25 protein-coding genes are annotated in these 26,274 nt (G+C 63.9%); 10 read left to right on the plus strand and 15 right to left on the minus strand.

What is annotated here, in order from left to right; translation table 11 throughout:
* Positions 1–3: 3 nt before the first annotated feature.
* The 15 genes from P6U31_RS15200 to P6U31_RS15270 all read right to left on the minus strand — a co-directional run bounded on the left by P6U31_RS15200 (position 4) and on the right by P6U31_RS15270 (position 14,473).
* Positions 4–1,209, minus strand: coding sequence for a class I SAM-dependent methyltransferase (locus P6U31_RS15200; protein ID WP_407189229.1), 1,206 nt, complete (start codon positions 1,207–1,209; stop codon positions 4–6).
* Entirely contained in the window at positions 1,202–2,419 is a 1,218-nt protein-coding gene (locus tag P6U31_RS15205) for a class I SAM-dependent methyltransferase (RefSeq protein ID WP_407189230.1), read from the minus strand. The genes P6U31_RS15200 and P6U31_RS15205 overlap by 8 nt, the downstream gene beginning before the upstream one ends.
* A gap of 259 nt (positions 2,420–2,678) precedes the next feature.
* Positions 2,679–3,257 carry a WbuC family cupin fold metalloprotein gene (locus P6U31_RS15210; protein ID WP_407189231.1) on the minus strand — a complete coding sequence of 193 codons (579 nt, stop codon included), beginning with the start codon at positions 3,255–3,257 and terminating at the stop codon, positions 2,679–2,681.
* Positions 3,235–3,900, minus strand: coding sequence for a class I SAM-dependent methyltransferase (locus tag P6U31_RS15215; protein ID WP_407189232.1), 666 nt, complete (start codon positions 3,898–3,900; stop codon positions 3,235–3,237). The genes P6U31_RS15210 and P6U31_RS15215 overlap by 23 nt, the downstream gene beginning before the upstream one ends.
* A gap of 25 nt (positions 3,901–3,925) precedes the next feature.
* Positions 3,926–4,318, minus strand: a complete 393-nt coding sequence (locus tag P6U31_RS15220; protein ID WP_128926364.1) for an LIC12192 family sporadic carbohydrate cluster protein — start codon at positions 4,316–4,318, stop codon at positions 3,926–3,928.
* Entirely contained in the window at positions 4,311–5,117 is an 807-nt protein-coding gene (locus P6U31_RS15225; RefSeq protein ID WP_407189233.1) for a sporadic carbohydrate cluster 2OG-Fe(II) oxygenase, read from the minus strand. The genes P6U31_RS15220 and P6U31_RS15225 overlap by 8 nt, the downstream gene beginning before the upstream one ends.
* A complete protein-coding gene (locus P6U31_RS15230) occupies positions 5,114–6,232 on the minus strand; it encodes a DegT/DnrJ/EryC1/StrS family aminotransferase (RefSeq protein WP_407189234.1) in 1,119 nt (372 codons plus the stop codon). The genes P6U31_RS15225 and P6U31_RS15230 overlap by 4 nt, the downstream gene beginning before the upstream one ends.
* Positions 6,222–7,328, minus strand: coding sequence for a DegT/DnrJ/EryC1/StrS family aminotransferase (locus P6U31_RS15235; RefSeq protein WP_407189235.1), 1,107 nt, complete (start codon positions 7,326–7,328; stop codon positions 6,222–6,224). Before P6U31_RS15235 ends, P6U31_RS15230 begins: the two co-directional genes overlap by 11 nt.
* A gap of 8 nt (positions 7,329–7,336) precedes the next feature.
* Positions 7,337–8,296, minus strand: a complete 960-nt coding sequence (locus tag P6U31_RS15240; RefSeq protein WP_407189236.1) for a transketolase family protein — start codon at positions 8,294–8,296, stop codon at positions 7,337–7,339.
* Between the two features lie 10 nt (positions 8,297–8,306).
* Entirely contained in the window at positions 8,307–9,155 is an 849-nt protein-coding gene (locus tag P6U31_RS15245; protein ID WP_407189237.1) for a transketolase, read from the minus strand.
* Positions 9,130–10,167 (minus strand): aminoglycoside phosphotransferase family protein, encoded by a 1,038-nt coding sequence (locus tag P6U31_RS15250; RefSeq protein WP_407189238.1) that lies wholly within the window; start codon positions 10,165–10,167, stop codon positions 9,130–9,132. The genes P6U31_RS15245 and P6U31_RS15250 overlap by 26 nt, the downstream gene beginning before the upstream one ends.
* Positions 10,164–10,775, minus strand: coding sequence for a hypothetical protein (locus tag P6U31_RS15255; protein WP_407189239.1), 612 nt, complete (start codon positions 10,773–10,775; stop codon positions 10,164–10,166). Before P6U31_RS15255 ends, P6U31_RS15250 begins: the two co-directional genes overlap by 4 nt.
* 5 nt (positions 10,776–10,780) lie before the next feature.
* A complete protein-coding gene (locus tag P6U31_RS15260) occupies positions 10,781–11,782 on the minus strand; it encodes an NAD-dependent epimerase/dehydratase family protein (RefSeq protein WP_407189240.1) in 1,002 nt (333 codons plus the stop codon).
* A gap of 27 nt (positions 11,783–11,809) precedes the next feature.
* Positions 11,810–13,375, minus strand: coding sequence for a PfkB family carbohydrate kinase (locus P6U31_RS15265; RefSeq protein WP_407189241.1), 1,566 nt, complete (start codon positions 13,373–13,375; stop codon positions 11,810–11,812).
* 81 nt (positions 13,376–13,456) lie between these two features.
* Positions 13,457–14,473, minus strand: coding sequence for an SDR family oxidoreductase (locus P6U31_RS15270; RefSeq protein WP_407189242.1), 1,017 nt, complete (start codon positions 14,471–14,473; stop codon positions 13,457–13,459).
* Positions 14,474–14,625: 152 nt separating this feature from the next.
* On the opposite strand from P6U31_RS15270, the gene P6U31_RS15275 reads away from it, so the two are divergent.
* The 10 genes from P6U31_RS15275 (at position 14,626) to rpoB (ending at position 26,232) form a co-directional block, all read left to right on the plus strand.
* The gene (locus P6U31_RS15275) at positions 14,626–15,213 is read left to right on the plus strand and encodes an SIS domain-containing protein (RefSeq protein WP_407189243.1); all 588 of its coding nucleotides are present in this window, start codon (positions 14,626–14,628) and stop codon (positions 15,211–15,213) included.
* 164 nt (positions 15,214–15,377) lie between these two features.
* Positions 15,378–16,646 (plus strand): methyltransferase domain-containing protein, encoded by a 1,269-nt coding sequence (locus tag P6U31_RS15280; protein WP_407189244.1) that lies wholly within the window; start codon positions 15,378–15,380, stop codon positions 16,644–16,646.
* Between the two features lie 367 nt (positions 16,647–17,013).
* Positions 17,014–17,205, plus strand: a complete 192-nt coding sequence (gene secE / locus P6U31_RS15285; protein WP_007611620.1) for a preprotein translocase subunit SecE — start codon at positions 17,014–17,016, stop codon at positions 17,203–17,205.
* A complete protein-coding gene (gene nusG, locus P6U31_RS15290) occupies positions 17,205–17,759 on the plus strand; it encodes a transcription termination/antitermination protein NusG (RefSeq protein WP_028177956.1) in 555 nt (184 codons plus the stop codon). Before secE ends, nusG begins: the two co-directional genes overlap by 1 nt.
* Before the next feature lie 132 nt (positions 17,760–17,891).
* On the plus strand, positions 17,892–18,320 hold the full coding sequence (rplK, locus tag P6U31_RS15295; protein WP_011088164.1) for a 50S ribosomal protein L11: 429 nt from the start codon (positions 17,892–17,894) through the stop codon (positions 18,318–18,320).
* A 6-nt stretch (positions 18,321–18,326) separates the two neighbouring features.
* On the plus strand, positions 18,327–19,019 hold the full coding sequence (gene rplA / locus P6U31_RS15300; protein WP_018647230.1) for a 50S ribosomal protein L1: 693 nt from the start codon (positions 18,327–18,329) through the stop codon (positions 19,017–19,019).
* Positions 19,020–19,109: 90 nt separating this feature from the next.
* Positions 19,110–20,063: a 2-hydroxyacid dehydrogenase gene (locus P6U31_RS15305; RefSeq protein ID WP_407189245.1), complete on the plus strand. Its 954-nt coding sequence runs from the start codon at positions 19,110–19,112 to the stop codon at positions 20,061–20,063.
* A 579-nt stretch (positions 20,064–20,642) separates the two neighbouring features.
* Positions 20,643–21,161: a 50S ribosomal protein L10 gene (rplJ, locus tag P6U31_RS15310; RefSeq protein WP_128926350.1), complete on the plus strand. Its 519-nt coding sequence runs from the start codon at positions 20,643–20,645 to the stop codon at positions 21,159–21,161.
* A gap of 54 nt (positions 21,162–21,215) precedes the next feature.
* On the plus strand, positions 21,216–21,596 hold the full coding sequence (rplL, locus tag P6U31_RS15315; RefSeq protein ID WP_122402689.1) for a 50S ribosomal protein L7/L12: 381 nt from the start codon (positions 21,216–21,218) through the stop codon (positions 21,594–21,596).
* A 517-nt stretch (positions 21,597–22,113) separates the two neighbouring features.
* On the plus strand, positions 22,114–26,232 hold the full coding sequence (gene rpoB, locus P6U31_RS15320) for a DNA-directed RNA polymerase subunit beta (protein ID WP_407189246.1): 4,119 nt from the start codon (positions 22,114–22,116) through the stop codon (positions 26,230–26,232).
* Positions 26,233–26,274: the final 42 nt, after the last annotated feature.

Genomic DNA, 26,274 nt, shown 5'->3' on the forward strand with positions numbered 1-26,274 from the left:
TGGCTACGATCCCTCGAGGCGCTTCCGGACGACGAGGAAATGCGCCGGTTGACCCCAGGTGTTGATGAACGCCGGGTCTGACTGGGTGAGGGCGGTGACCGCGGATACATCCCGGCGCCCGATTGCGCCGAAGATGCGATGGAGGCTGTCGAGCGTCGCGATGATGGCTTCGACGTCGGCCGCATCGTCGGCGAGAACGTCTGCCGTCCGGATCGTCTCGCGCAGGGACGCAAGACCCGCGACCGCGCGCGGGAAGCTCTCGCCGAAGGGATCGTCGATCATCGCATCGACGTCGAGAACCAGCGCCTCGATCGATGCCGAGATCGCCTGCACGGCATCGGCCTTGCCGACCAGATAGAGCTTTCGGCCGCCGACGAAGCTGAGGCGGCTGCGGTCGAGATGGCGTGCGGTGCGATGCAGCCTCTCGTCACCGGGCAGGACTTTCTTGTGCCAGTAGATGTCCAGGCTGTCGCGGTAGGGGGGCCAGGCCGAATGAATGTCGAAGCCCTGTTCGTGCGCCGCCGTGCACAAGGCGGTCGCATCGAGGAAGTAGCGATGCCGGACGAATGGATTTTCCAGCACATCCATCAGCCAGGATTCGAAGCTGCGGGTATGCGGGATGCTGTTCCACTTCGTCTCGAACAGCATCTTCGCCGTCTCCAGCGCGGCGCGACCGGTCAATGCCTTGCCGGCCGCATGGATCGCCTTGAGCGCGAGCTCGAAGAAGCCGCCATAGCGCTCATAATAAGACACGACGGCGTAACCGTCGGGATTGAGCAGGCGGTGGAAGATGCCGAGCCATTTTTCGCTTGGCTGCACGGTGTAGATGAAGCCCTCGGCATCGATGATGTCGAAACGGCGATCGCTGCGGAAACCCTCGACGTCAGCCAGTGCGAGCGTGCGGAGACGTTCGGTCAGGCCGAAATGGGCGAAGTAGGCCTCGATCTTCGGATGGGCATGCCGGTTCGGCTCCGCCAGCGTCATGTTCGCCCCCCAGCCGGCAAACACCAGTGCATTCTCGCCGGAATCGGGACCGAACTCGAGCACCTCGGCGTTGCCGAACAGCCGCGGCGGCAGCACCAGCTTGTCCGCGAACAGCTCGCGCCGCTGGCTGGCGTAGGCGTCGAGCTCGGTAGGCGACTTGAAATTTCCGAACGTCGGCAGGACGTCCTGACGTTCGTAGTAGTTGAAGAGCTTGTCCTCAGCCATGCCGCGACCTTAGCGCCGCCTCGAGACGATCGAGCTCGCTCCAGATGTCGGAGGGTGCGAAGATCGAAACGATGTGCAATGGACGTTTCACATTTTCCCGCAGCCGGCTGCTGACCTTGGCTTCGTTCTCCTCGTTCACGGCGAGAAGGCAGACGAGTGGTCCCGACTTGCCGGCGAGCTCCTCGGGCGAACGGATCGGGATGCCGGTGCCGGGCAGGAACAGCCCCTGACGCTCTTTCTGATCGTCGACCGAGAGGTCGACAAGCTCCGCCAGCTCGTGGGCGTTGGTGAAGGTGCACGAGCGGCAGCCGGCGCCGTAGATGGCGACCTCGGCACCGCCGGCGCGGGCCTTCGCGAGAATCGGGCGGAGACGTGCGCCGTATTCCCTAGCTCGCTGACCGAATCTCTCGCCGACGCCGGATGGCGCAGGCGGCGGCGTCACGTCGCCCTTGGCACGGCGGGCTGCGATCGCGAGGCTGCCGCCGCTGAAATTGTATTTCTTCACGGAGACCGCCTCGAAGCCATGGCGCGCCAGCAGGGCGAGCAGGGTCGGCTCGGTGAAATAGCTGACGTGCTCTTCCCAGAGGACGGAGAGGTCACCGGCCGTCGAGCCGGGCGCGAAATCCGGCACGTCGATGAACAGCAGCCCGTCGTCGCTGAGCGCGATCTTGACGCAGTCGAAGAAGTTTTCGAAATCGACGATGTGCTCCAGCACCTGGCGCGAGACGACGAGGTCGAACTTGCCGGCCTCAGCGACTGCGTCGTGACACAGCGCCGGGCTGATCATGTCGGCATAGACCTTGATGCCGCGCTCGCGGGCGATCTTGCCCGAGACGGGATTGGGCTCCACACCTACCAGGACCTTCGCGCCGCGTTCGCGCAGCTTGTCCATGAACAGGCCGTCGTTGCATCCGATCTCGAACACGGATCGATGGTTCGAGAATTTAGCGATGGTGTCGAGCTCGTCCGCTTGATGCGGCTCCGGCTTCCAGCTGCTGAAATTGTAGTTGAACTGGCGGTACAGAATTTCGGGATCGATCGGCTTGACGAGCTGAGGCAGGCCGCAGTCGCCACAGGCCAGCACCTCGAACGGATAGCGCTCCTCCTGCTCGTTTCGGCTATGTCGAAGCCGATGCGCGATCGGCATCAGCCCGAGGTCGATGACCGGACGCAGCTTGGTCGAATGGCAAAGGCGGCAATGGTCGGTCACGGCTTTGACTCTTTGCAGGAGGAGTACGAATCAGCATCGTTGACTGGTGCGCAGTGTAGCCGAAGCTGATATTGCGTCACAGGCCGCACCAGAATCCTTGGATTGTCGGCCTGACGCGTCGCGGGGCGATCGGCCAAGATGCTGCCGATCGTCTGCGACCATTGCACGCCGTGCTGTTGCGACGCTTTCGTACCAGCCTTCCTCGCTTGGTTCGTCCTCGATCTGTCGCAGCGTAATGGAGCGGCAACAGCATTCGAGGCTAGCGTCCCCGCAGATGCTCCGCGGCGAGTGCGCCAACCCTCGTGACGTAGTCCTGCACCTTTGCGGCGTCGCTGCCATCGGGCGCCCAGTCGGGAAAAGCAGTGCGTGAGGGATCGAACGGACCGGCGGTGGTTTCGTGGAACACCAGCCATTCCGAGGTGATCAGGATCGAGTGAAAGACCTGTTCCGGCATCCGGTAATAGCAGAGAGCGCCCCGGCCGTATGGCGCCATCTCGAGCACGTCGCGAATGCGGCCGTCGTCCTCGAAGATCACGACCTGTGCGGTGCCTTCGATCAGGTGAAACGATTCTGGTTTGCCAAAATGCTTGTGGGGCCGCACATAGGCCTCGCGGTGATGCACGATCAGCATCTCATGCAGGCCGGACGAGGGATCCGGATGGGTGCACAGCCGGCTGCGCAGGCGCGGGTTGGCCGCGGCGATGCGCTTCAGCTCCGCAATCGTGGCGTCGTCCGCCGTGACGATGGCGTCGTCCGAATAATAGACTTCGGGATTCTGCGCGCGCAGCGACGTCGACCGGCGCCGGCCCGCAGCCTCATTCGAAGAAGATGAACCCATGGTCGCCCCGATACCCGCATTTGTGATAGATCCACGCCCAGGTTTCCGGGCCGTGGAAGCTCAGGCAGGTGAGCTGCCAGTAGAGCAGATTGGCCTTCTCGCGCTCGTTGCGGAAGGATTCCACCATCAGATATTTCGAGGTGCCGCGTCCGACGCGCTCGATCTCACCCACCGCGCGAAACACCTCCTCGAGCGGTAGGTTGTGCAGCACGCCGAGCGATACCACGAGATCGAAGCTGTGGTCGGGATAGGGGAGCTCGACGGCGCTGCCGACCTTCAAGTGCGGCCGCACCTCCTCCTTGGCGTTGGCGATGCCGTATTCGGAGATGTCGATGCCGGCGATCTTGAGGTCGGGGACGAGCTGGGTGAACTCGTACAGCAGGTAGCCCTTGCCGCAGCCGACGTCGAGCACGCTCATGCCGGGCTTGATGCCGTAGCGATTGATCAGGGTCTCGGCGAGCGGACGCCAGCGGCCATCATAACGATAGCCGCCATAGCCGTAGCGCCGGTCGCCATCCCAATAGTCGCGCCCCCATTGTCGCGCCACCGTGGCGGATTCCGCCTTGTCGTGCTCGATCACGCGCTGAACGTAGTTCCGCCGGGTCGACGCGTGCATCGGTTGGAGCAGGTTGATCTCGGCCATGGTCGCTAACCGGATCGCGGCATCGTCACAGGATGGTCGCGAATTTGTTGACCAGCAGGATATCCTCGATCGCCTGGATGTCCTTCTGCGACGACAGCGTGATCTCCTCGACGGCCGCGTGGAGGTCGCAGCCTTCGCGCAATACGCGGTCGTAGATCTGTCGCCGGCGAGCCTCGTCGGGCGGCAGCATGAAGATGCTGTACAGGATCAGGCCGCGCAGCTGCGGCAGCTCGTCCAGGATATCCTCGAGCACCATGTAGCTGCCGGGCATGGTGTGCTCGGCGGCACTGAGCAGATATTGCAGGTTCTTCCGCCGCGCGTAATCGCGGATCACGATGTTCTGGACGTGCTGCGGAGTGCGGCTGCCGTTCAACGGCCGGGCGCCGATATAGCCGCGATGGCCAGTGCGCTCAGCCATGGAAGCCTCCCGGCAGCTTGTACTGCATGCCGACCCGTGTCGCCGGGCGCAGCAGGATCGGCTCGAAGAACTCGCCGAAGCGCTTGTCCGCGTAAGGCGACATGATGCTCTTGAAGCGGCAGTTCATGCTCCAGCGCGTGCCGGGTTCCTCGTTGACGCGGTTGCCGTGCATCAGCGTCTGGTTGAACAGCATCACGTGACCGTAGGGAATCTCGATGAAGGTCGCGTGCGGCTTGATCGTCCTGTACAGCTCCTCGGCGCTGCGCAGATCGGCCATCCGGTCCTGCATCTCGCCGTTCAGGGACGGCGGCAGCAGATACATCGACTTGGTCCGGTGCACGTTGACCAGCGGCACCCAGACCACGACCTCGAACGGCGAGTCGCCCGACCACACGTCGGAATGGGTGGCGAGCAGCGACGAGGTGTCGCCGGGAAGCTGGATGCTCAGATTGACGCGGCGCTGCATGCAGAGCTCGTTGCCGACGATGATCTCGATCGTCGAGCGCGCCAGACGGAAATAGGTCGGCCGGAACCACGGCTCGGCATTGAGGCCGTTGAAGACGTGCAGCCGCAGGCCGTTGAGATCGTCCACGCTCACGCGCGTGTGGATGCTGTCCAGCATCGCATAGGGATCGTTGCTGTGCGGCAGCTTCAGATAGTCCGCCGCGAGCTCGGCGGCGCGCCGCTGGATCCGGTCGAGCCCGGCGCGGTCGTCGGCCGGGGTGGTGACGAAGCCGTCGTCGATGAAACGCTGCGCCAGCGCCTGTTCGTCGGCCTGAAGGAAGTCCGTATCCGTCATGCAAAATACTCCCGGGCGGTCGCGCAGATATAGCTGATATCGGCGGCCGACAGGAACTGGTTGATGGGAAGCGTGAGGATCTGGTCCGCTTGCCGCTCGGTCACCGGGAACGCGCCGCGGCCGTGACCCAGATGCGCCGCCGCCGGCTGCAGGTGGATCGGGACCGGATAGTGGATGGCGGTCTCGATGCCCTTGCCCGCCAGGTATTTCTGCAAGTCGTCGCGGCGGTCGGTCTGCACCACGAAGGTGTGGAAGGTGTTGCACTCGATGTTGCGGCAGGGCGGAATGAAGAGGGGGGCCCCTGCGAGCTCGGCGCGGTATTGCGCGGCATTGCGCCGCCGCCGCTCGATCACCGAGGGCAGGTGACGCAGGCGAATGCGCAGCACCTCGGCCTGCAACGTGTCGAGCCGTGACACGACGCCCCATTCCTGGACGTCACTGCGGTTGATCAGGCCATGATTGCGCAGCCGGCGGATTCTTGCGGCGAGCTCTGTATCGGCGGTGACGAGGAAGCCGGCATCGCCGGCAGCATTGAGATTCTTCAGGGGGTGGGCCGAGAAGCAGCCGAACGTGCCGATGGTGCCGCTCATCCGACCGTCATAGGTCGAGCCGATCGCCTGGGCGCTGTCCTCGATCACCGCGAGCGCGTGCTTGGCGGCGATCGCCATCAGCGGGTTCATGTCCGCCATGCGCCCGGTCAGATGCACCGGCATGATCGCCTTGGTGCGCGCCGTGACGGCCGCCTCGACCGCGGCGGGATCGATGTTCTGGTCCGGCAGCACGTCCGCAAAGACAGGCCTCGCGCCGACCGCGATGATCGCGGCGGTCGATGCCACGAACGAATTCGGCGGGGTGATGACCTCGTCGCCGGGACCGATGTCGAGCGCCCGCATGGCAAGGATCAGCGCGTCGGTGCCGGAATTCAGCGTCACCACGTGGGGAGAGCCGAGATAGGCCGACAATTCCTCCTCGAGCTTGGCAACTGCCGCGCCGCCGATGAAGTCGCCGCGCTGGAACACGCCCTCGACCGCCTGCATGATCTCGGCGCGCTCTTCCTCGAATTGTGCGGGAAGATTGACGTAACCGACGCGCCGGCGGCCGGTGTCAGCGTCCATGGCAGAACGTCCTGACGGTTTCGATGACGCGGTCCTGCTGGGCGCGCGTCAGATGCTGGTCGACGGGGAAGCTGATGACTTCCCTGGCGTGGCGGTCGGTGACCGGGAAAGTGCCGGGCGCGTAGCCGAGATGCTTCAGGCCTTCCTGCTGATACAGCGGGATCGGATAGTGGATCTTGGCCTCGATGCCATTGTCCAGGCAGTATTTGTAGAGCTCGTCGCGGCGTTCGGCGAACACCATGTAGAGATGGTAGACGTGCTTCACATTGGGCCGGCGCGGCGGAACGCGCAGGCCAGGCAGGCCGGCAAGACCGGCGTCGTAATAGGCGGCATTCTCGATCCGGCGCCGCGTGATCTCGCTGGTCTGGCCGATCAGCCAGTTGCCGACGACCGCCTGGAGCGAATCAAGCCGCGAATTGCAGCCGAGGATCGCGATCTCGTCGCGGTTCTTCATGCCGTGGTTGCGGATCAGGCGCAGCTTCTCGTTCATGCCGTCGTCATTGGTGACGACGACGCCGGCATCGCCCCAGACGTTAAGGTTCTTGAGCGGATGCAGGGAGAATCCGGCTGCGATGCCATGGGTGCCGGAACGCTTTCCGGCAAACTCCGACAGGATGCCCTGGCAGGCGTCCTCGACCACAGGCAGGTTGTGCCGCTGCGCGATCGGCATCAGCTTGCCCATGTCGGTGACCTCGCCGGTCAGCTGAACCGGCATGATCGCCTTGGTCTTCTCGGTGATCGCCGCCTCGACCTGGTCGACGTTCATGCAGAAGGAATCGTCGCAGTCGACCAGCACCGGCGTGGCGCCGGTTTCGGCGATCGCGCCGACGGTCGCGATGAACGTGTTGGCGGCGGTGATGACCTCGTCGCCATGGCCGATGCCGAGCGCCTTGAGCGGCAGCTTGAGCGCGTCGGTGCCGGAGCCGACGCCGATGGCGTGACGCACACCGATCAGTTCGGCGAAGCGCTTCTCGAATTCGGCGACGGGCTTGCCAAGGGTGAAGTCACCGGTCGCAACCAGCCGGCCGATCTCGGCCAGGATGGGGGCGGGGTCGGCGAATTGCTCGAGCAGATAGGAATATCGAACGTCGTACATGTGACCCGTCAGGTGGAATGAAGTTGAGGAGCGGAGGGGCGCGACGCCGCGAGCGCATGCTCGATCGAGGTCGCAATGGCATTGGCGGAAAGTCCGTGCTTCTTCAGCAGTGAATCCTGCGAGCCGTAATTGTGCATGAAGCGGTCCGGCAGCGACAGCCGCAGCATCGCCGGCAGGCCTGAACCGAGCTTGTCGATCAGCGTCTCGGCGACCGCACTGCCGAGGCCGCCCGAAGGCACGTGCTCCTCCAGCGTTGCCACCAGCTTGATACCGCGGACCGCCTGCAGCAGCGCATCGGCGTCGAGCGGCTTCACGGTATGCATGTGCAGGATGCCGGCGCGAATGCCTTCCGCGGCCAGCAGGTCGGCGGCGGCGATTGCGCGCTGAAGCATGATGCCGGTGCTCACCATGAGGACGTCGCCCGGCGGTCGCATCAGGATGGCCTTGCCGATCTCAAAGCCGTGCTCGGCCTTCGAGACGATCGCATCGCCGCCCTTGCCCAGCCGGATGTAGATCGGCCCGGTCCAGTCGAGCGTCTTTTCCATCAGGCGTGCGGCCTCGTCGGCATCGCACGGACAGACCACCGTCATGTTCGGCAGCGCCCGCATGATCGCGATGTCCTCGATGGCCTGGTGGGTGGGGCCGAGCGGCGCGTAGACGAGGCCCCCGCCATTGGCGATCAGCCGCACCGGCAGATTGTGCAGGCAGAGATCGACGGCCACCTGCTCGTAGCAGCGGCGGGTGAGGAAGGTCGCGATGGTGTTGACGTAAGGCACGAAGCCCTCCATCGCGAGACCGGCCGACATTCCGATGACGTGCGCTTCCGAAATGCCCTCGATCAGATGGCGCTTGGGAAACTCCTTGCTCATCGCGCGCAAGGTGCCGGCGCCGGGATCGGAGCCGATGTAAAGCACACGCTCGTCGCTTGCGGCGAGCTTGTGGACCATGTTCATCGCGGTGTTGCGCATGGGGAGCCGATCAAAAATCGCCGACGGCGACGCGGATGGCGTCGAGCTCGCTGTCGGTCAGCTTGTTCTTGTGATGCCAGTCGGCGTTGGATTCTGCGGCAGGCAGACCCTTGCCCTTGACGGTATGGCAGATGATTGCGGTGGGCTTGCCCGGAACGGCCGGGACCTGCTTCAGCACGGTTCGCAGGGCGCCGACGTCGTGACCGTTGAGCTCCTGAACGGCAAAGCCGAAGCTGCGCCATTTGTCCGCGAGCGGCTCCAGCGGCAGCACATAGTCGGTGGGGCCGTAGCTCTGCAGCTTGTTGTAGTCGATCAGCGCGACGAGATTGTCCAGCCCGTGCTTGGCCGCGCCCATGGCGGCCTCCCACACCGATCCCTCGTTGATCTCGCCGTCGCCGAGCAGCACGAAGGTCCGGTAGTTGCGCTCGCGCATGCGGGCTGCGAGCGCAAGACCGACGCCGATCGACAGGCCGTGTCCGAGCGCGCCGGTCGATGCCTCGACCCCCGGCACCATGCCGTATTCGGGATGTCCGCCGAGGATACTGTCGGGGCCGCAAAAGCCGTCCAGCTCCGACAGCGGGAAGAAACCGCGATCGGCCAGCAGCGCGTAGAGCGCGAGACAACCGTGTCCCTTGCTGAGGATCGCGCGGTCGCGATTCGGATCGCGTGGGTTCTTCGGGTCGATCCGCAGCACGTCGTCGTAGAGCACGCGGACCATCTCGATCAGCGACAGCGCCGGACCGACATGGCCGCGTCCAGCCGAACGGACAGAGCCGAGGACCAGGCGGCGCAAATGGAGACTGCGCTCGTCCAGCGTGCAGGTGAGGGCGGCTTCAGCGTGGGGTGAGATCTGGATCACGTTGGCAAATCGCTTGATGAAGCCGGCGGGCTTTGTCGAGCTGACCGGCAAGGCGGACCGTCAGATCGCCACCTTGCGCGGCCATCGCGCGTCGGGAGCGGCTTTCCGGCAAATAGGCATTCAGGACAATCAGGCACCAAATCGCCCCGAACACAGGATACAGTACGGTCCGGCGGATCGCAAAGGCGTCATCGCCGGCCTCGAACATGCGCGAGAGTCGTTCGATGATCCGATTCGCGCCGGCCTCGGGCAGATCGCTGCCCGGGTGAATCGCGGTGTCGGACACCAGCTTGACCGGATCGTCCCAGCCGAAATATTCGAAGTCGATGAAGCGCAGCCGGCCGTCTTCGGTGCGCAGCGCGTTGTGCAGTCCGAAATCCGACGGGCTCAATGCGCGATGCGCGGGCAGGAGGTTCGTGGCGGGATCTCGCCCCAGTTCCGCATAGCGTCGACGCAGTCGCGTAACGGCTGCGGCAGTGCTGGGAACCAGGCTGTTGTTGATGAACGCGCGCAGGTCCGGATGATCGTCCGCAGCCCGCCTCAATCCGTCGAGGCGCAGCTCGTACTGGGCGACGGCTTGCTCGGGCGAAAAGATGCTGGCGGATGCGTTCCGCAAAGCCTGCGCACCTTCCGCGTCGCGCAGCTTCTGTAGTTCGATCAGGAAATCGGCCAACTGGTCGGCATCGTCGTGCCGGGGCCGCAGGACTGCTGCCTCACCGTCGAACCATTGATAGAGGGCACAGGACGCATTCGCGTCCTTCGCGATTGGCCGCGGCGCCGAATCGATGCCGTGGCGCGACAGAAATGTGAGCGCGTCGTATTCCTGTCCCAGGCGATCGCGCCCGTCGGACGGATAATGCTTGAGAGCGAGGGGCGGTCCCTCTGCCATTTCCAGCCGAAACACCCGGTTGTTGCCGCCGGAGCGCGCCGGCTGGGCGGCTGTGACGCGCGCCCCGGCCAGGTGGCTGCCAATCGCGATCGCATCCTGCGCGCTGAGGTCCAGCTCGCTCATGGCGCGAACACTCCGCGGTGGATATCCGCCCAGGTCGCGATAGGCTCGCAATGATCGGGATGAGGAGGCCGCGACTGCGTGAACAGGATCGATCGCGTCGCTTTCGGAAAATGCGGCTGCTCGAAGACATCGACGAGATCGTCGATGAAGACATCGAGCTTGAGGTTCGCGAGCCGCTCGACCTTGGCCGCCAGCGTGTCCTCGAAATAGACGTCGCCCGCTGCCAGCGCCGCATCGGCGGCGTCGATGAGACCGGCGCTCTTCAACCAGCCGCGCGCGGCCTCGCGCAAGTCGACGCGGTCGGGGTCTTGATGGCCGAACTGGGTCTTGTGGCTGACGATGTAAACGTTCGCGCCGGCCTTGCGGCACGCCGCAAGGAACTCGCGGACTCCGGGGTAGATCTCGGCGCCGCCGATGCCCTTGCCGTAGACGAAGCCCTGCAGCCCCTGCCAGGCCAGCTCACCGCCGGCGCGGGACCGCAAGAGATCCCGCACCTCGGTCTTCACCCCGACCCAGCCCTCCGGCACCAGCCCACGCTGCCGCGCGGCGGCGGCAAAGACCTTGTCGTAGCAGATGATGGTGTTGTCGAAATCGATGCCGATCCGCACGCCGCTCACTTCAGGCTGATGTTCTGCATCATCTTGATGTTGAAATACCGGGGATCGCTCAGCGAATTCGGCAGGCGGCCGGCCTTGAAGGCGTCCACGAGTCCGGACACGGCCTGCTCGATCGTGTGCGTCGGCGCAAATCCGAGCTCGCGGCGAATCTTCTCCGAAGACACGTGGTAGGAGCGTAGATCGTCGGTCGGCTCGACGGCCACTTCGACGTTGTTTCCGACCACGGATTTGACGATGTCGGCGATCTTCATCAGCGAGTGGTTTTCGTAGCCGATATTGTAGGTCTTGCCGTCGATCTTTGCGTCTTCCTGCTGAAGCAGGAACAGATAGGCGGCCGCCATGTCCTGGATATGCAGATTGGGCCGCTTCTGCGTTCCGCCGAACACGCGGATGCGGCCGGTGTTGACGGCGAGATTGGTCAGGATGTTGACGACGACGTCGAGCCGCTGCCGTGGCGCGTAGCCGCAGACGGTGGCGGGACGAACCGTGCAGGTGACGAAGCCGGCCGTGGCCTCTTCGGCGAGGTCGGTCTCGCACATCGCCTTGAACTTGGAGTAGTCGGTGAGCGGCTCGCAGGACAGCTCCTCCGTCACCTCGGCCTCTTCCTTGATGCCGTACACGCTCGAGGAGGAGGCGTAGATGAAGCGCTTGATGCCGGCTTTCTTCGCAGCGCGCACCATCGGACGAAAGCAGTCGTAGTTGATGGACCTGCCGAGCGCCGGGTCCAGCTCGAACGAGGGGTCGTTGGAGATGCAGGCGAGGTGGATCACCGCGTTGTTGCCGCGCAACGCCTCTTTGATCGCGGCCTCGTCGCGGATGTCGCCCTTGACCAGCCGAAGGTTCGGATTGTCGCGAACCGCGTTGAAGACGTCGTCGCCGTACATGAAGAGATCGAGCACCGTGACCTTGTGGCCGGCCGCCAGCAGCTGGGGAACCAGCACGCTGCCGACATAGCCGGCGCCACCGGTGACCATCACGTTCCATTTCTGATCAATCACTGTCGTTCTCCGGACTCTTCGATCGCGCTACTTCAACAACGCGGTGACGAACTTGACGAGCGGCGCCTTCTCGACCGAGTTGCGGTGACCGACGATGCCGACCTTGATCGCGCCTGCTGCGTTGCCGATGAAGGCGACGTCCTCGATATTGCCGCCGGCCGCCACCAGCGGCGCTGTGATCGTCAGGAAGGCATCGCCTGCGCCGACCGTGTCGACCACGGTCTTGGTGAAGGCGGGCACGCGCGCGACGCCGGTCTTCGACGAGAAGGGGTAGCAGCCGAAGGAGCCGTGCGTGATGATCATGTTGCCACAATCGATCTTGCGGTGCAGGCCGTCCTGGATCACCGACGCGATGTCGTTGAACTTGTCGGTGGCGGCCAACCGGGCTTCCGGCGCGTCGATGCAGATGTAGTCGGCCCGCGGGTATCTCGTGATCAGATTGTAGCCGTGATTGCCGCTGTTGCTCTGGGCGTTGACCGCCAGGAACCTGGCGTTCGCGATCAGCGTGTCGATCGTGCTGGATGCGATCATGCCGTGACCGAAGTCGGTGACGATGACCACGTCCGCGCCGCGCACGCGCTCGGCGGTGATGCGGTCGACCTCCTTGCGCGCGGTCTCGTCGAGCGGCGTGTCGTCCATCGTGTAGACTTCGAACAGCTTGTGCAGATAGCCCATCTCGACGTAGCGCAGCTTGCGGGTCGTCGGACGGCCTTGAATGCGGATCGGTGTCAGCGTGACATTCGGGCGGACATGCGCGCGAATGAACTCCTCGGGGTAGTCGTTGCCACCCAGCGTCGTGACGATCTCGACCGATTTGCAAAAGCTTGCGACGTGATTGGCCGCGGCGATGACGCCGCCGGCGAATTGCTCGCCATTCTTGAACTGAGTGGCGACGATGTTCTCCTTGGAGGCCTTTCCGAGCGCCGTGACATACTGATATTCGTCAATGATGGTATCGCCGACCAGCACGACGTGCATGTCCTGGATCTTGTCAATGAGCTTGAGCAGGCGTTCGGCGCCGCCGCCTTCGCGGACCTTCTGCAGGTAGTCGCGCAAGGGGGGATCGTAGATGTCGAAGTAGCGGTTCAGCAGCGACGACGAACTGAAGGTCACGTCGCGCGTGAAGACGATTCGCCCGCCATGACGCTCAACGGCCTCGCGCTCGGCGGCGATCTTGCCGGTGACGTCATCCTCCGGATTTTCATAGTCGGAGCCCTTCACATAGATGTCCGGGCGCACGGCATCGAGCACCGGCTCGGCGCTGGAGGTCTGGTTGATGCCGACCCAGTCGACCGTGCCGAGCGCGGCCAGCATCTCGGCGCGCATGCTCTCCGGAAATATCGGGCGTCCTGGACCCTTGTTGACGAAACGGTCGGCGGTGATCGTCACGATGACCACGTCGGCCTCGTTGCGCGCCGCCAGGATGTGTCGGACGTGGCCGAGATGCACCAGATCGAACACACCGTGGCAGAGCGCGACGGTCAGGCCCTTGGCTTGCGCGGCGCGTGCCACCTCGCCGAGCTCCTCGATCGTCTTGATCTTGGCGTGGGGCGCCGGATGGACGGCCGGCTTGTCTATCGGAGCACTACCCATGTGAATCACCCAAAGCGCCGGCAGGTCTCAGATGGCCGCGCGGAACGATCGACTCACAGCAACGATAACAGGTGAACCTGTTCAGGAGCTTGCCTTCCGCGGCGAACCCTTGTCATCACCGAGATATTTGAACCAGTCCTTGGTGGCGTCGGCGATCTTGTCGACGGTCCACAGCGGCGCGTCCTTGTACTGATCCATCGACTTCAGCATCGTCGCAACGCCGTCCTCGAATTTCACCTTCGGCGTCCAGTTCAGGACCTGCTTGATCTTGGTGATGTCGGCGTAGGTGCAATCCGGCTCGCCCGGACGTTTGGGAATGTGGACCTTGTCGCCGCCGAGAAGCTCAACCAGCCGGTTGACGCTGTAGGTGTTGTCCGAGCCGACGTTGAGTACTTCATGCGAGATATCGGAGTGCGCGGCGGTCACGAAGGCGTCGGCGACGTCGCTGACGAAGGTGAAGTCACGCGTCTGCTCGCCGTCACCGACCACCGTAAAGGGCTTGCCGGCGAGCTTCTGTGCCATGAACACGCCGAACACGGCACCGTAAGTGCCGGTGGTGCGATGGCGCGGCCCGTAGACGTTGAAGAGGCGCAGCGCGACCGCGGGCAGCTTGTAGACCTGGCACCAGTGCATGACGCACTGCTCTCCGAGATTTTTGGTCAGCGCGTAAGGGTACATCGGCCGAATCTCGGCGTTCTCCGGCGTCGGATACACGTCGGGAATTCCGTAGCAGGACGATGAGGCAGCGTAGACGAAGCGCTTGACGCCCGCCTGCCGTGCCGCCTCGAGAACGTTGACCGTGCCGTCGACATTGGCGCGATGGTAGGGAATCGGCGATTCGATCGACGGTACGATGTCAGCCAGCGCCGCAAGATGGAAGACCCAGTCGATACCGTGGAAATACGGCTTGATCGTTTCGAGATCGGTGACGTCCGCACGCACCACCTTCAAGCGGCTCGAATCGGCGCGTGGCGCCAGATTCTCGGGGCGGCCGATGACGAAATTATCGAGCGCGATGACCTCATGGCCATCATCGAGCAGGCGATCGACGAGGTGACTTCCGATGAAACCTGCGCCACCAGTGACAATGCATTTCATGGGAAACATCCGTGATGCGAATGCCCAGCGAAACAGGCCGGCCAACGAGAATCCGACTATCAGCCGCTCGCCGACTTTGCAAGGAGGATACCTTTGCAATCCCTGGTGATAGCCGGTATCAGGACGTGATGCTGCAAGCGAGTCGCCAGCCCATGCCTGTCGAGTCCGTCGATCCCGATCACAAGGCGTTCCTCGACGATTATGTGGCGCGGCTGCATCGCGCGACGGCGATCGACGATGGCGTTTTCGCCGGGATCTCCGCCACGCGCGCGATCTGGTTGCGCGTGCGCGAGCAGGGCGGCCGCGTCATCTTCATCGGCAACGGCGGCTCGGCTGGGATAGCCTCGCATCTGGCGATCGATCTTGCGAAGAACGGATCGGTGCCTGCGCTCTGCTTCAGCGATGCGAGCATGATGTCGTGTCTTGCCAACGACTTCGGATTCGAGGACTGGATCGCGCATGCCGTGCGGCTGAACGCCCGTACCGGCGATTGCCTCGTCGCGATCAGCTCGTCGGGACGCTCGAAGAACATCCTCAATGCGGTTGCGCAGGCGCGCTCGATGAAGCTCGACGTCGTCACGCTGTCGGGGATGAATGCGGACAATCCCCTGCGCAATCTCGGCGACGTCAATTTCTTCGTCGACAGCCGCAGCTACAATATTGTCGAGACCACGCACCAGTTCTGGATGATGGCCGCGATCGACCTCGTGATCGGTCGCGCGGAATATCCGGCGTCCTGAGAGCAACCGATGCAGGCGCGGTTCAAGCGGGCGGCCCGGTTTTCGCTGAAGCTGCCGCTGTCGATCGCGGTGCCGGTCTTCCGCCCGCGCTCGTTGCTGCCGGCCCGGTGTTCACGGGCTTGGACTGCCTCACTCGCACGCATCTCTCACTTTTCGGTCCAACGATGAAAAATCTGTTCTACGTCCGCCATACCTGCCGCCTCTGTCATTCGGACAAGCAAGAGCTGGTCGTCCCGATGGCCGGCATGCCCATCGGCACGCCGAACTTCCAGGTCCCCGACGCCAGCGTCGACGATCCCGTGTTCCGGGCCGCGGTGCCGATGGCGCTGCATCTGTGCAGGAATTGTGGTCATCTCCAGATTCTCCATGTCGGTAATCCGGAGGTGCAGTACCGCAACTACGTCTACACCACCTCGCTCTCGCTCGGCCTGCGGGAGCACTTCGCGGGCTATGCCAACGACGTCGTCAGCCGTTTCGGCATCGCCCCGGGCTCGCTGGTCGTCGAGCTCGGCAGCAATGATGGATCGCTGCTCGGCTTCTTCAAGGAGCGGGGGATGCGGGTGCTGGGTGTCGATCCCGCCGTCGAGATCGCGCGGCGCGCGACGGAGGCGGGAATCGAGACGATCGGCGATTTCTTCACCGACGCGATCGGTCACCGCATCCTGCAGAGCCACGGCGCGGCAAGTGTCGTGATCGCCAACAACATGATTGCGAATGTCGACGATCTCGATCCGCTGGTGATCGGGGTTCGCGACGTGCTCGCGCCGGACGGGTTGTTCGTCTTCGAGACGCAATACGGCGTCGACGTCACCGAGAAGAATCTGCTCGACACCGTCTATCACGAGCATCTGTCGTATTTTAACATCAAGCCGCTGATCCGTTTCTTTGCCCGGCTCGGCATGGAGCTGATCGACGTCCAGCACATCTGGACCAAGGGCGGCTCGATCCGCGTGACCGTGCAGCGTGCCGGTGGCGCCAAGAAGCCGTCGGCCGAGGTGGCGCGTTTCGTTGCCGAGGAGGACCGGCTTGGTGTCGATCAGCCGGCCTATTATGCGCCCTACGTGAAGCGGATTGCCGCCATTCGCGACGAGCTGGTCGCGATGGCCGATGCCGCCCATGCGCGCGGGCAGCTCGTTGCCGGCTACGCCGTCTCGGTCGGCACCACGACGCTGCTGCCGCAGTTCGGCCTGGAGAACAAGATCGACTTCCTGGTCGACGACGATCCCAAGAAGGGGAACGTGATGGCCGGTCCGGGTTACGACATCCCGATCCTGCCGCCGGTCGCCCTGTACGAGCGCAAGCCGGCGTTCGTCGTCGTGTTCGCCTGGCGCTATGTCGACCCGATCCGGGCCAAGCACGCCCGCTATTTCGCCGAAGGCGGAAAGTTCGTAGTGCCGCTGCCGGGCATTTCCATCGTCGACCGCGCCGACTGACCGGCGATAGCGCTGAGGAAGCGGGCGCTCCAGTGGAGCGTCCTGACGGAGCCGATGGAAGCGGTGGCCCCGCCTCGCAGGGGCGGGGCAGGTAAGCCCTTGATCCGCATGGGCTCTGCTCTCCCGTCCGGGAAGCGCGGCCGGGCCGGGCGGGCCCGCTCTATCTTGACCTTTGGTCCCAACCGCAGTAGATAGCCGGCACTCGCAGCCGGCCCGTTAGACGCGGATCTCCGGCGCGGCTTTGAAATCCCCGAACAATCGAGCCCGGTTTCCGGCTCATCCTTCGAGACAGAGGGCTGGGCCAACGGCGGCTGTTCGGATCCCCGAAATTCAGTTGCGTCTGTCGACGGACGCTGGACCCTAGACGATGGCAGTCAGCCCGTTCAAGTTCTTGCAGGAAGTGCGCTCGGAGACCGCCAAGGTTACCTGGCCGACCCGCCGCGAGACCACGATCACCACGATCATGGTGTTCGTCATGGTCGCGGTGGCCTCGATCTTCTTCTTCGCCGCCGACCAGATCATCCGCTACCTCATCACCTTCCTTCTGGGCATTCACTGATGGCAACAGCAACCGCTCAACTGTCTGACAAGCGCTGGTACATCGTCCACGCCTATTCGAACTTCGAGAAGAAGGTCGCCGAATCGATCCGCGAGCAGGCCAAGCAGCGCGGGCTCGAGGACCTGTTCGAGCTGGTGCTGGTGCCGACCGAGAAGGTCACGGAAGTGCGCCGCGGCCGCAAGATCGATGCCGAGCGCAAGTTCTTCCCGGGCTACGTGCTGGTGAAGATGAAGCTGACCGACGAGGCGTTTCATCTGATCAAGAACACGCCGAAGGTCACGGGCTTTCTCGGCGCCGAGAACAAGCCGATGCCGATCTCGGAAGCCGAGGCCATGCGGATCCTGCACCAGGTGCAGGAGGGCGTGGAACGGCCGAAGGCGTCGGTGTCGTTCGAGATCGGCGAGAACGTGCGCGTGGCCGATGGCCCGTTCGCCTCGTTCTCGGGTGTGGTCGAGGAAATCGACGAGGCGCGCTCGCGCGTGAAGGTCGCGGTGTCGATCTTCGGCCGCGCCACGCCGGTCGAGTTGGAATTCGGGCAGGTCGAGAAGGTCTGACCGGGTCGCGCGTGAGGCGTTAGGTCTTACGCAACAAGAGGCCGTGGGAGGGAGAGGGCGGTTGCCAGCCGCATCCGACCCAGACCACGAACCTGAAACCGCCGGCGACTGCCGGCACAACAGGAGTGATACATGGCAAAGAAAGTGACCGGATACCTGAAGCTTCAGGTCCCGGCCGGTGCGGCGAATCCCTCGCCCCCGATCGGTCCCGCGCTCGGTCAGCGCGGTCTCAACATCATGGAGTTCTGCAAGGCGTTCAACGCCCAGACCCAGAAGGAAGAGAAGAACACCCCGATCCCGGTGATCATCACCATCTATGCGGACCGTTCCTTCACCTTCGAGATGAAGACGCCGCCGATGTCCTACTTCCTCAAGCAGGCCGCCAAGATCCAGTCCGGCTCGAAGGCGCCGGGCCGTGACAAGGCCGGCAAGGTGACCAAGGCGCAGGTGCGCGAGATCGCCGAGAAGAAGATGAAGGACTTGAATTGCGACACCATCGAATCGGCCATGAAGATGGTCGAGGGCTCCGCCCGTTCGATGGGTCTGGAAGTTGCGGGGTAAGCGGCCATGGCAATCGGAAAGCGTTTGAACAAAGCCCGCGAAGGCATTGACCGCGAAAAGCTTTACCCGCTCGCGGACGCCATCAAGATGGTCAAGGAACGCGCGAAAGCGAAGTTCGACGAGACCATCGAGGTCGCGATCAATCTCGGCGTCGATCCGCGTCACGCCGACCAGATGGTCCGCGGCGTCGTGACCCTGCCGAACGGCACCGGCCGTACGCTTCGCGTCGGCGTGTTCGCCCGCGGCGCCAAGGCCGACGAGGCCAAGGCCGCCGGTGCCGACGTCGTCGGCGCCGAGGATCTGGTCGAGAAGGTACAGAACGGCTCGATCGATTTCGACCGCTGCATCGCCACCCCCGACATGATGCCGCTGGTCGGCCGTCTCGGTAAGGTGCTCGGCCCGCGCGGCCTGATGCCGAACCCGAAGATCGGCACCGTGACCATGGACGTCACCGGGGCGGTGAAGGGTGCCAAGGGCGGCTCGGTTGAGTTCCGCGTCGAGAAGGCCGGCATCCTGCAGGCCGGCGTCGGCAAGGCCTCGTTCTCCGAGGAGAAGCTGGTCGAGAACATCAAGGCTCTAGCCGACGCTGTCTCGAAGGCCAAGCCGGCCGGTTCCAAGGGTACCTACATCCAGCGCGTTGCGGTGTCCTCGACGATGGGCCCCGGCGTGAAGGTCGAGCCGGGCACCATTCTCGGCTGAGGTTTGGAAATTGCATGAGGCGAGGGGCGGAATCGGGCGACCGATTCCGCCCCTTTCCATTTTCGTCGGCGCTTACCGGAAACAAGAACAATGGCTGACAAGGTCCTGATCTATTCGCGCTTTCCCAAGACCATGATGGCGCGCTTTGCCGAGCGGTTCGAATTGCTCGACACCGGCGGCAAACCGGCGCGAGACGTGTTTCCGGCCGACGAACTCGGCAGCATCCGTGCGCTGCTGACCGCCGGCGGCTCGCCGCTCGGTGCCGAGGCGATGGACATGTTTCCGAAGCTCGGCGCCATCGTCTGCTACGGCACCGGCTATGACGGCGTCGACCTCAGGGCAGCTGCCGCCCGCAACATCGCGGTCGGCCACAGTCCGGGCGCCAACGCCGCCTCGGTCGCCGATATCGCGATGACGCTGATGCTGGCGACGACGCGGCGGCTCCTGATTGCCGACCAATATGTCCGCAGTGGCGACTGGGCGGCGTCGAAGCCGTCGCCGATGATGCGGCCGCAGGCCGGCATGCCCGGCCGCCGCATCGGCGTCTACGGCATGGGCGAAATCGGCCGCAAGATCGCCGCCCGCTGCGCCGCCTTCGAGAGTGAAGTCGGCTATTTCAGCCGCACCCGATACGATCTGCCCTATCAATATTTTCCGTCGCTGGAGGCGCTGGCCGAGTGGTGCAGCGTGCTGATGATCGCGGTGCGGGCAGGGGCCGACACCCAGCACGTCGTCAACGCGGACATTCTTCAACGTCTCGGCGCGGACGGCTATGTCGTCAACATTTCCCGCGGATCGGTGATCGACCAGAACGCCCTCGTGGCGGCCCTGACCGACAAGGCCATCGCCGGCGCCGGCCTCGACGTGTTCGAGAAGGAGCCGCACGCCCCCGACGCCCTGACTGCCCTGCCGAACGTGGTGTTTGCGCCCCATATCGGCGGCCACACCCTCGAATCGCACGTCGCGATGCAGGCCTGCGTCCTGGCGAACCTGACTGCGTTCTTCGAGGGCAAACCGCTGCCCTATGCGGTCAAATCGGCCTGAATCGGCCCTTGTCGGCCCGCCTCAAGCCCGGCCGGCAACGGATTGGAACTGGTGTGAATTTTGCTCTTGGCAAGCAGGCCCGGAGCGGTTAAAGAACCGCCTCCGGACGTGCCGGCCTCGGCTGGCGCGTTCGTGCACGCATTCCGAAAACCTGACACGACAGGAGATCATTCCTTTTCAGGACGTCCGCAAGGATTTGCCGGAAAAGGAAGGAAAATCCGTCGGTTGGTGGGATGCGGGCAGAGGTCGGGCGGTTCGCCGGCTGACCTTGTCCTGTCCAAGACTGCAGGCGCCCGCGAGGAGTTTCGATTTCTCAACGGCTTAATCGCATGGCCTGCATAGACGGGTGAAGACCGGATTTGACTTCGCACCCAGCTTTAAGCTGGTTCGCGAAACGGGTCTGGTTCGGACCTCGACACGCCGCGGGCCTCTAGGGGCTTCCGGAGGGCAGGCTTTGAATTGTCGTCTTGCCCGGCGTGTCCGAAGGGTTTGGCCCCGAGGTTCAGGTTTGGGCGGGACGATGGGTGCAACCCGGCGGTCCCGCTTTTCGCGATGACCGCCAACCGGAGAGAGCTTGCTGTGGAACGAGCGGCAAAAAAAGAGGCGGTCGAACAGCTCAACGAGGTCTTCAAGACCACGAGCGTCGCGATCGTTGCTCAATATTCCGGCCTGACCGTCGCCCAGATGCAGACCCTGCGCAAGCAGATGAAGCAGGCTGGCGCCTCGGTGAAGGTCTCGAAGAACCGTCTCGCCAAAATTGCTCTTGAAGGCACTGACGTCGTTGCCATCGGTCCCATGCTGAAGGGACCGACCGTGATCGCCACTTCGAACGATCCGGTAGCGGCGCCAAAGGTCGCCATCGAATTCGCCAAGGCGAACGAAAAGTTCGTCATCGTCGGCGGCTCGATGGGCAAGACCGTCCTGAATGTCGACGGGGTGAAGGCGCTTGCCTCGCTGCCGTCGCTTGACGAACTGCGCGGCAAGATCGTCGGCCTCATCGTGGCCCCGGCGACCAAGCTGGCCCAGCTCGCCAACGCGCCCGCGGGCAAGCTCGCGCGCGTCATCCAGGCTCATGCCTCAAAGGGCGAAGCGGCCTGACGCCCTTCGCAAAACTCAAACCCGAACCAGACTTACACTTAAGGAAACTGAACAATGGCTGACTTGCAGAAGATCGTTGACGACCTCTCGAGCCTCACCGTGCTCGAAGCTGCCGAACTCGCAAAGCTCCTCGAAGAGAAGTGGGGCGTTTCGGCTGCCGCGGCCGTCGCCGTGGCCGGCCCGGCTGGTGCTGGCGGCGGTGCTGCCGCTCCGGCGGAAGAGAAGACCGAGTTCACGGTCGTTCTCGCCAGCGCCGGCGACAAGAAGATCGAGGTCATCAAGGAAGTCCGCGCCATCACCGGTCTCGGCCTGAAGGAAGCAAAGGACCTCGTCGAGGGTGCTCCGAAGCCGCTGAAGGAAGGCGTGAACAAGGAAGAAGCCGACAAGATCAAGGCCCAGCTCGAGAAGGCTGGCGCCAAGGTCGAGCTGAAGTAACGCGCGTTACCTCAGTGAAATCCCGGGCTCGCGCAGCGTGACCCGGGATCTCGCCCCAAGATCGTTGATGGCCGGGTCAAGCCCGGCCATGACGATCGGAAAGACCGGGGCCGGATGCAAAAGGCGTGCGACGGAACGTCCCGACGCGGGCCGAACACGAAAAAGTGTGGGGATTTGAGGGTTCGACCCTCGAATCTGCACTATTGTCGCCCCATATCGGGTCGGCAGCACGAAAGCGCGGTGGGCAGGGAGGCCGGATTTCCCTGTAAGCCGTTGGGAGAGCAGGCTATTTCGGGCTTTTGCAGTCCGTGAAGACAATCGTTGTGACGGGCGGGCGCGCACCAGCGCCCCGCGCGTCGTTTTGCGTTTTGAAGGTCTGAAGAACAGATTCAGGACATTCTGGCCTGAAACTGAGTCTGCGGCCCCAAAACGGGTTCGAAAAATTCAACCCGGGGAGCGGTGGCAGCCGCGTCCTGGACGGCGCGCCCAGAGCGGGCGACGAAAATGAGAGGCCACGATGGCGCAGCAGACATTCACCGGTCGCAAACGCGTTCGCAAGTTCTTCGGACACATCAAGGAAGTCGCCGAGATGCCGAACCTCATCGAGGTTCAGAAGGCGTCCTATGACCAGTTCCTGATGGTCGATGAACCCCCGGGTGGCCGTCTCGACGAGGGTCTGCAGGCGGTGTTCCGCTCGGTGTTTCCGATCTCCGACTTCTCGGGCACCTCGATGCTGGAGTTCGTCCGCTACGAGTTCGAGCAGCCGAAATACGACGTCGACGAGTGCCGCCAGCGCGGCATGACCTTCGCGGCTCCCCTCAAGGTGACGCTGCGCCTCATCGTGTTCGATATCGACGAGGAAACCGGCGCTAAGTCGGTGAAGGACATCAAGGAGCAGGACGTCTACATGGGCGACATCCCGCTCATGACGATGAACGGCACCTTCATCGTCAACGGCACCGAGCGCGTCATCGTCTCGCAGATGCACCGCTCGCCCGGCGTGTTCTTCGACCACGACAAGGGCAAGACCCATTCCTCGGGCAAGCTGCTGTTCGCCGCCCGCGTCATCCCTTACCGCGGCTCCTGGCTCGACATCGAGTTCGACGCCAAGGACATCGTCTATGCGCGTATCGACCGTCGCCGCAAGATTCCGGTGACGTCGCTGATGTTCGCGCTCGGGCTGGACGGCGAGGCGATCCTTTCGACGTTCTACAAGAAGATCCTGTACAAGCGGACCAAGGAAGGCTGGCGCGTTCCGTTCGACGCCAACCGTTTCCGCGGCTACTCGACCGTCAACGACCTGATCGACGCCGATACCGGCAAGGTCGTGCTCGAGGCCGGCAAGAAGCTCACCGTCCGTGCCGCCCGCCAGCTCCAGGAGAAGGGGCTGAAGGCGTTGCGCATGGCGGACGAAGAGTTGGTGGGCAACTATGTCGCCGAGGACCTCGTCAACCCGAAGACGGGTGAAATCCATGCCGAAGCCGGCGAGGAGATCACCGACAAGCTGATGAAGGGTCTCAACGAGCAGGGCTACAAGGAACTGCCGTTGCTCGACATCGACCACGTCAATGTCGGCCCGTACATCCGCAACACGCTCTCGGCCGACAAGAACATGACGCGCGAGGACGCGCTGTTCGACATCTACCGCGTGATGCGTCCGGGCGAGCCGCCGACGCTGGATTCGGCGCAGGCCATGTTCCAGTCGCTGTTCTTCGACGCCGAGCGCTACGACCTCTCCGCGGTCGGCCGCGTCAAGATGAACATGCGCCTGGACCTCGATGCGCCCGACACCCAGCGCACGCTGCGCAAGGAGGACATCCTTGCCGTCATCAAGACGCTGGTGGACCTGCGCGACGGTAAGGGCGAGATCGACGACATCGACCATCTCGGCAACCGTCGTGTGCGTTCGGTCGGCGAGCTCATGGAGAACCAGTACCGCATCGGCCTGTTGCGCATGGAGCGCGCGATCAAGGAGCGCATGTCCTCCGTCGACATCGACACGGTCATGCCGCAGGACCTGATCAACGCGAAGCCTGCGGCTGCGGCGGTGCGCGAGTTCTTCGGCTCCTCGCAGCTCTCGCAGTTCATGGACCAGACCAACCCGCTCTCGGAGATCACCCACAAGCGCCGCCTGTCGGCACTTGGACCGGGCGGTCTGACCCGCGAGCGCGCCGGCTTCGAGGTCCGCGACGTGCATCCGACGCATTACGGCCGCATCTGCCCGATCGAGACGCCGGAAGGTCCGAACATCGGCCTGATCAACTCGCTCGCGACCTTCGCGCGCGTGAACAAGTACGGCTTCGTCGAGACGCCGTACCGCAAGGTCAAGGACGGCCGCGTCACCGACGAGGTCGTGTACCTCTCGGCAATGGAAGAGGGCCGCTACACAGTCGCGCAGGCCAACGTGCCGCTCGACCCGAAGGGCCGCTTCACCGAAGACCTCGTCGTCTGTCGTCATGCCGGCGAAGTCTTGCCGGTGACGCCGGACAAGGTCGACTACATGGACGTGTCGCCGAAGCAGCTCGTTTCGGTCGCCGCGGCGCTGATCCCGTTCCTCGAGAACGACGACGCCAACCGCGCGCTGATGGGCTCGAACATGCAGCGCCAGGCGGTGCCGCTGGTTCGCGCCGAGGCGCCGTTCGTCGGCACCGGCATGGAGGGCGTGGTTGCGCGTGACTCGGGCGCCGCGATCGCGGCGCGCCGTTCGGGCGTGATCGACCAGATCGATGCTACCCGCGTCGTCATCCGCGCCACGGAAGATCTCGATCCGACCAAGTCGGGCGTCGATATCTACCGTCTGATGAAGTATCAGCGCTCCAACCAATCGACCTGCATCAACCAGCGTCCGCTGGTGAAGGTCGGCGACATCGTCAAGAAGGGCGACATCATCGCCGACGGTCCGTCGACCGATCTCGGCGAGCTCGCGCTGGGGCGCAACGTGCTGGTCGCGTTCATGCCGTGGAACGGCTACAACTTCGAAGACTCGATCCTACTCTCCGAGCGGATCGTGAAGGAAGACGTCTTCACCTCGATCCACATCGAGGAATTCGAGGTGATGGCCCGCGACACCAAGCTCGGACCTGAGGAAATCACCCGCGACATTCCGAACGTCTCGGAAGAAGCGCTGAAGAACCTCGACGAAGCCGGTATCGTCTACATCGGCGCGGAAGTGCGCGCCGGCGACATCCTGGTCGGCAAGATCACGCCGAAGGGCGAGAGCCCGATGACGCCGGAAGAGAAGCTGCTGCGCGCCATCTTCGGCGAAAAGGCCTCCGACGTCCGCGATACCTCGCTGCGCGTTCCTCCGGGCGTGCAGGGCACGATCGTGGAAGTGCGCGTGTTCAACCGTCACGGCGTCGACAAGGACGAGCGTGCGCTGGCGATCGAGCGGGAAGAGATCGAGCGTCTGGCCAAGGACCGCGACGACGAGCAGGCGATCCTGGACCGCAACGTCTACAACCGTCTTGCCGAGCTCCTCGAGGGGCGGCAGGGCATCGCAGGTCCCAAGGGCTTCAAGAAGGACACCAAGATCACCCGCGCGGTGCTCGAGGAGTACCCGAAGTCGCAATGGTGGCTGTTCGCTTCGCCGAACGACAAGCTGATGGCCGAGATCGAGGCCATGCGGAAGCAGTACGACGAGTCGAAGAAGGGGCTGGAACAGCGCTTCCTCGACAAGGTCGAGAAGCTTCAGCGCGGTGACGAATTGCCGCCCGGCGTGATGAAGATGGTCAAGGTCTTCGTCGCGGTGAAGCGCAAGATCCAGCCCGGGGACAAGATGGCCGGCCGCCACGGCAACAAGGGCGTGGTGTCGAAGATCGTGCCGATCGAGGACATGCCGTTCCTTGAGGACGGCACGCATGCTGACATCGTGCTCAATCCGCTCGGCGTGCCCTCGCGCATGAACGTCGGACAGATCCTCGAGACCCATCTCGGCTGGGCCTGTGCCGGCCTCGGCAAGCGTATCGGCCAGACGGTCGATGCGTACTTGTCGAAGCAGGACATCAAGCCGCTGAAGGAAACCTTGAAGAAGGTCTACGGCGAGGACGAGACGATCAAGTCGCTCAACGACAACGAGCTGCTCGAGCTCGGCCATAACCTCAGCCGTGGCGTGCCGATCGCAACCCCGGTGTTCGACGGCGCCAAGGAAGCCGACATCGAGGAGATGCTGAAGCTTGCCGGTCTCGATGCGTCGGGCCAGTCGACCGTCTATGACGGCCGCACCGGCGATGCCTTCGATCGCAAGGTGACGGTGGGCTACATCTACATGCTCAAGCTGCACCATCTGGTCGACGACAAGATCCACGCGCGTTCGATCGGTCCGTACTCGCTCGTTACCCAGCAGCCGCTGGGCGGCAAGGCGCAGTTCGGCGGCCAGCGTTTCGGCGAAATGGAGGTGTGGGCGCTCGAGGCTTACGGCGCGGCGTACACGCTCCAGGAGATGTTGACGGTGAAGTCGGACGACGTCGCCGGCCGTACCAAGGTGTACGAGGCGATCGTGCGCGGCGACGACACGTTCGAGGCCGGTATTCCGGAATCGTTCAACGTGCTGGTCAAGGAAATGCGCTCGCTCGGCCTCAACGTCGACCTGCATAACTCCAAGATGGGACCGGCGCCGACGTCGGAAGCGGCCGAGTAATTCGACCTGTCATGCCCGGCCTTCGCGGCCGGGCATCGGCGC

It is taken from the genome of Bradyrhizobium centrosematis, assembly GCF_045571495.1.
Taxonomy (GTDB): domain Bacteria; phylum Pseudomonadota; class Alphaproteobacteria; order Rhizobiales; family Xanthobacteraceae; genus Bradyrhizobium; species Bradyrhizobium centrosematis.

What these genes read in the sequence shown, in the direction of transcription:
- P6U31_RS15235 (WP_407189235.1), bottom strand. Translation starts at nt 7,328, where the DNA reads ATGTACGACGTTCGATATTCCTATCTGCTCGAGCAATTCGCCGACCCC.
- P6U31_RS15210 (WP_407189231.1), bottom strand. Translation starts at nt 3,257, where the DNA reads ATGGGTTCATCTTCTTCGAATGAGGCTGCGGGCCGGCGCCGGTCGACG.
- P6U31_RS15225 (WP_407189233.1), bottom strand. Translation starts at nt 5,117, where the DNA reads ATGACGGATACGGACTTCCTTCAGGCCGACGAACAGGCGCTGGCGCAG.
- secE (WP_007611620.1), top strand. Translation starts at nt 17,014, where the DNA reads ATGGCAGTCAGCCCGTTCAAGTTCTTGCAGGAAGTGCGCTCGGAGACC.
- P6U31_RS15215 (WP_407189232.1), bottom strand. Translation starts at nt 3,900, where the DNA reads ATGGCCGAGATCAACCTGCTCCAACCGATGCACGCGTCGACCCGGCGG.
- P6U31_RS15280 (WP_407189244.1), top strand. Translation starts at nt 15,378, where the DNA reads ATGAAAAATCTGTTCTACGTCCGCCATACCTGCCGCCTCTGTCATTCG.
- rplA (WP_018647230.1), top strand. Translation starts at nt 18,327, where the DNA reads ATGGCAATCGGAAAGCGTTTGAACAAAGCCCGCGAAGGCATTGACCGC.
- nusG (WP_028177956.1), top strand. Translation starts at nt 17,205, where the DNA reads ATGGCAACAGCAACCGCTCAACTGTCTGACAAGCGCTGGTACATCGTC.
- rplK (WP_011088164.1), top strand. Translation starts at nt 17,892, where the DNA reads ATGGCAAAGAAAGTGACCGGATACCTGAAGCTTCAGGTCCCGGCCGGT.
- P6U31_RS15250 (WP_407189238.1), bottom strand. Translation starts at nt 10,167, where the DNA reads ATGAGCGAGCTGGACCTCAGCGCGCAGGATGCGATCGCGATTGGCAGC.
- rplL (WP_122402689.1), top strand. Translation starts at nt 21,216, where the DNA reads ATGGCTGACTTGCAGAAGATCGTTGACGACCTCTCGAGCCTCACCGTG.
- rpoB (WP_407189246.1), top strand. Translation starts at nt 22,114, where the DNA reads ATGGCGCAGCAGACATTCACCGGTCGCAAACGCGTTCGCAAGTTCTTC.
- P6U31_RS15265 (WP_407189241.1), bottom strand. Translation starts at nt 13,375, where the DNA reads ATGGGTAGTGCTCCGATAGACAAGCCGGCCGTCCATCCGGCGCCCCAC.
- P6U31_RS15305 (WP_407189245.1), top strand. Translation starts at nt 19,110, where the DNA reads ATGGCTGACAAGGTCCTGATCTATTCGCGCTTTCCCAAGACCATGATG.
- P6U31_RS15220 (WP_128926364.1), bottom strand. Translation starts at nt 4,318, where the DNA reads ATGGCTGAGCGCACTGGCCATCGCGGCTATATCGGCGCCCGGCCGTTG.
- P6U31_RS15270 (WP_407189242.1), bottom strand. Translation starts at nt 14,473, where the DNA reads ATGAAATGCATTGTCACTGGTGGCGCAGGTTTCATCGGAAGTCACCTC.
- P6U31_RS15200 (WP_407189229.1), bottom strand. Translation starts at nt 1,209, where the DNA reads ATGGCTGAGGACAAGCTCTTCAACTACTACGAACGTCAGGACGTCCTG.
- P6U31_RS15240 (WP_407189236.1), bottom strand. Translation starts at nt 8,296, where the DNA reads ATGCGCAACACCGCGATGAACATGGTCCACAAGCTCGCCGCAAGCGAC.
- P6U31_RS15275 (WP_407189243.1), top strand. Translation starts at nt 14,626, where the DNA reads ATGCCTGTCGAGTCCGTCGATCCCGATCACAAGGCGTTCCTCGACGAT.
- P6U31_RS15230 (WP_407189234.1), bottom strand. Translation starts at nt 6,232, where the DNA reads ATGGACGCTGACACCGGCCGCCGGCGCGTCGGTTACGTCAATCTTCCC.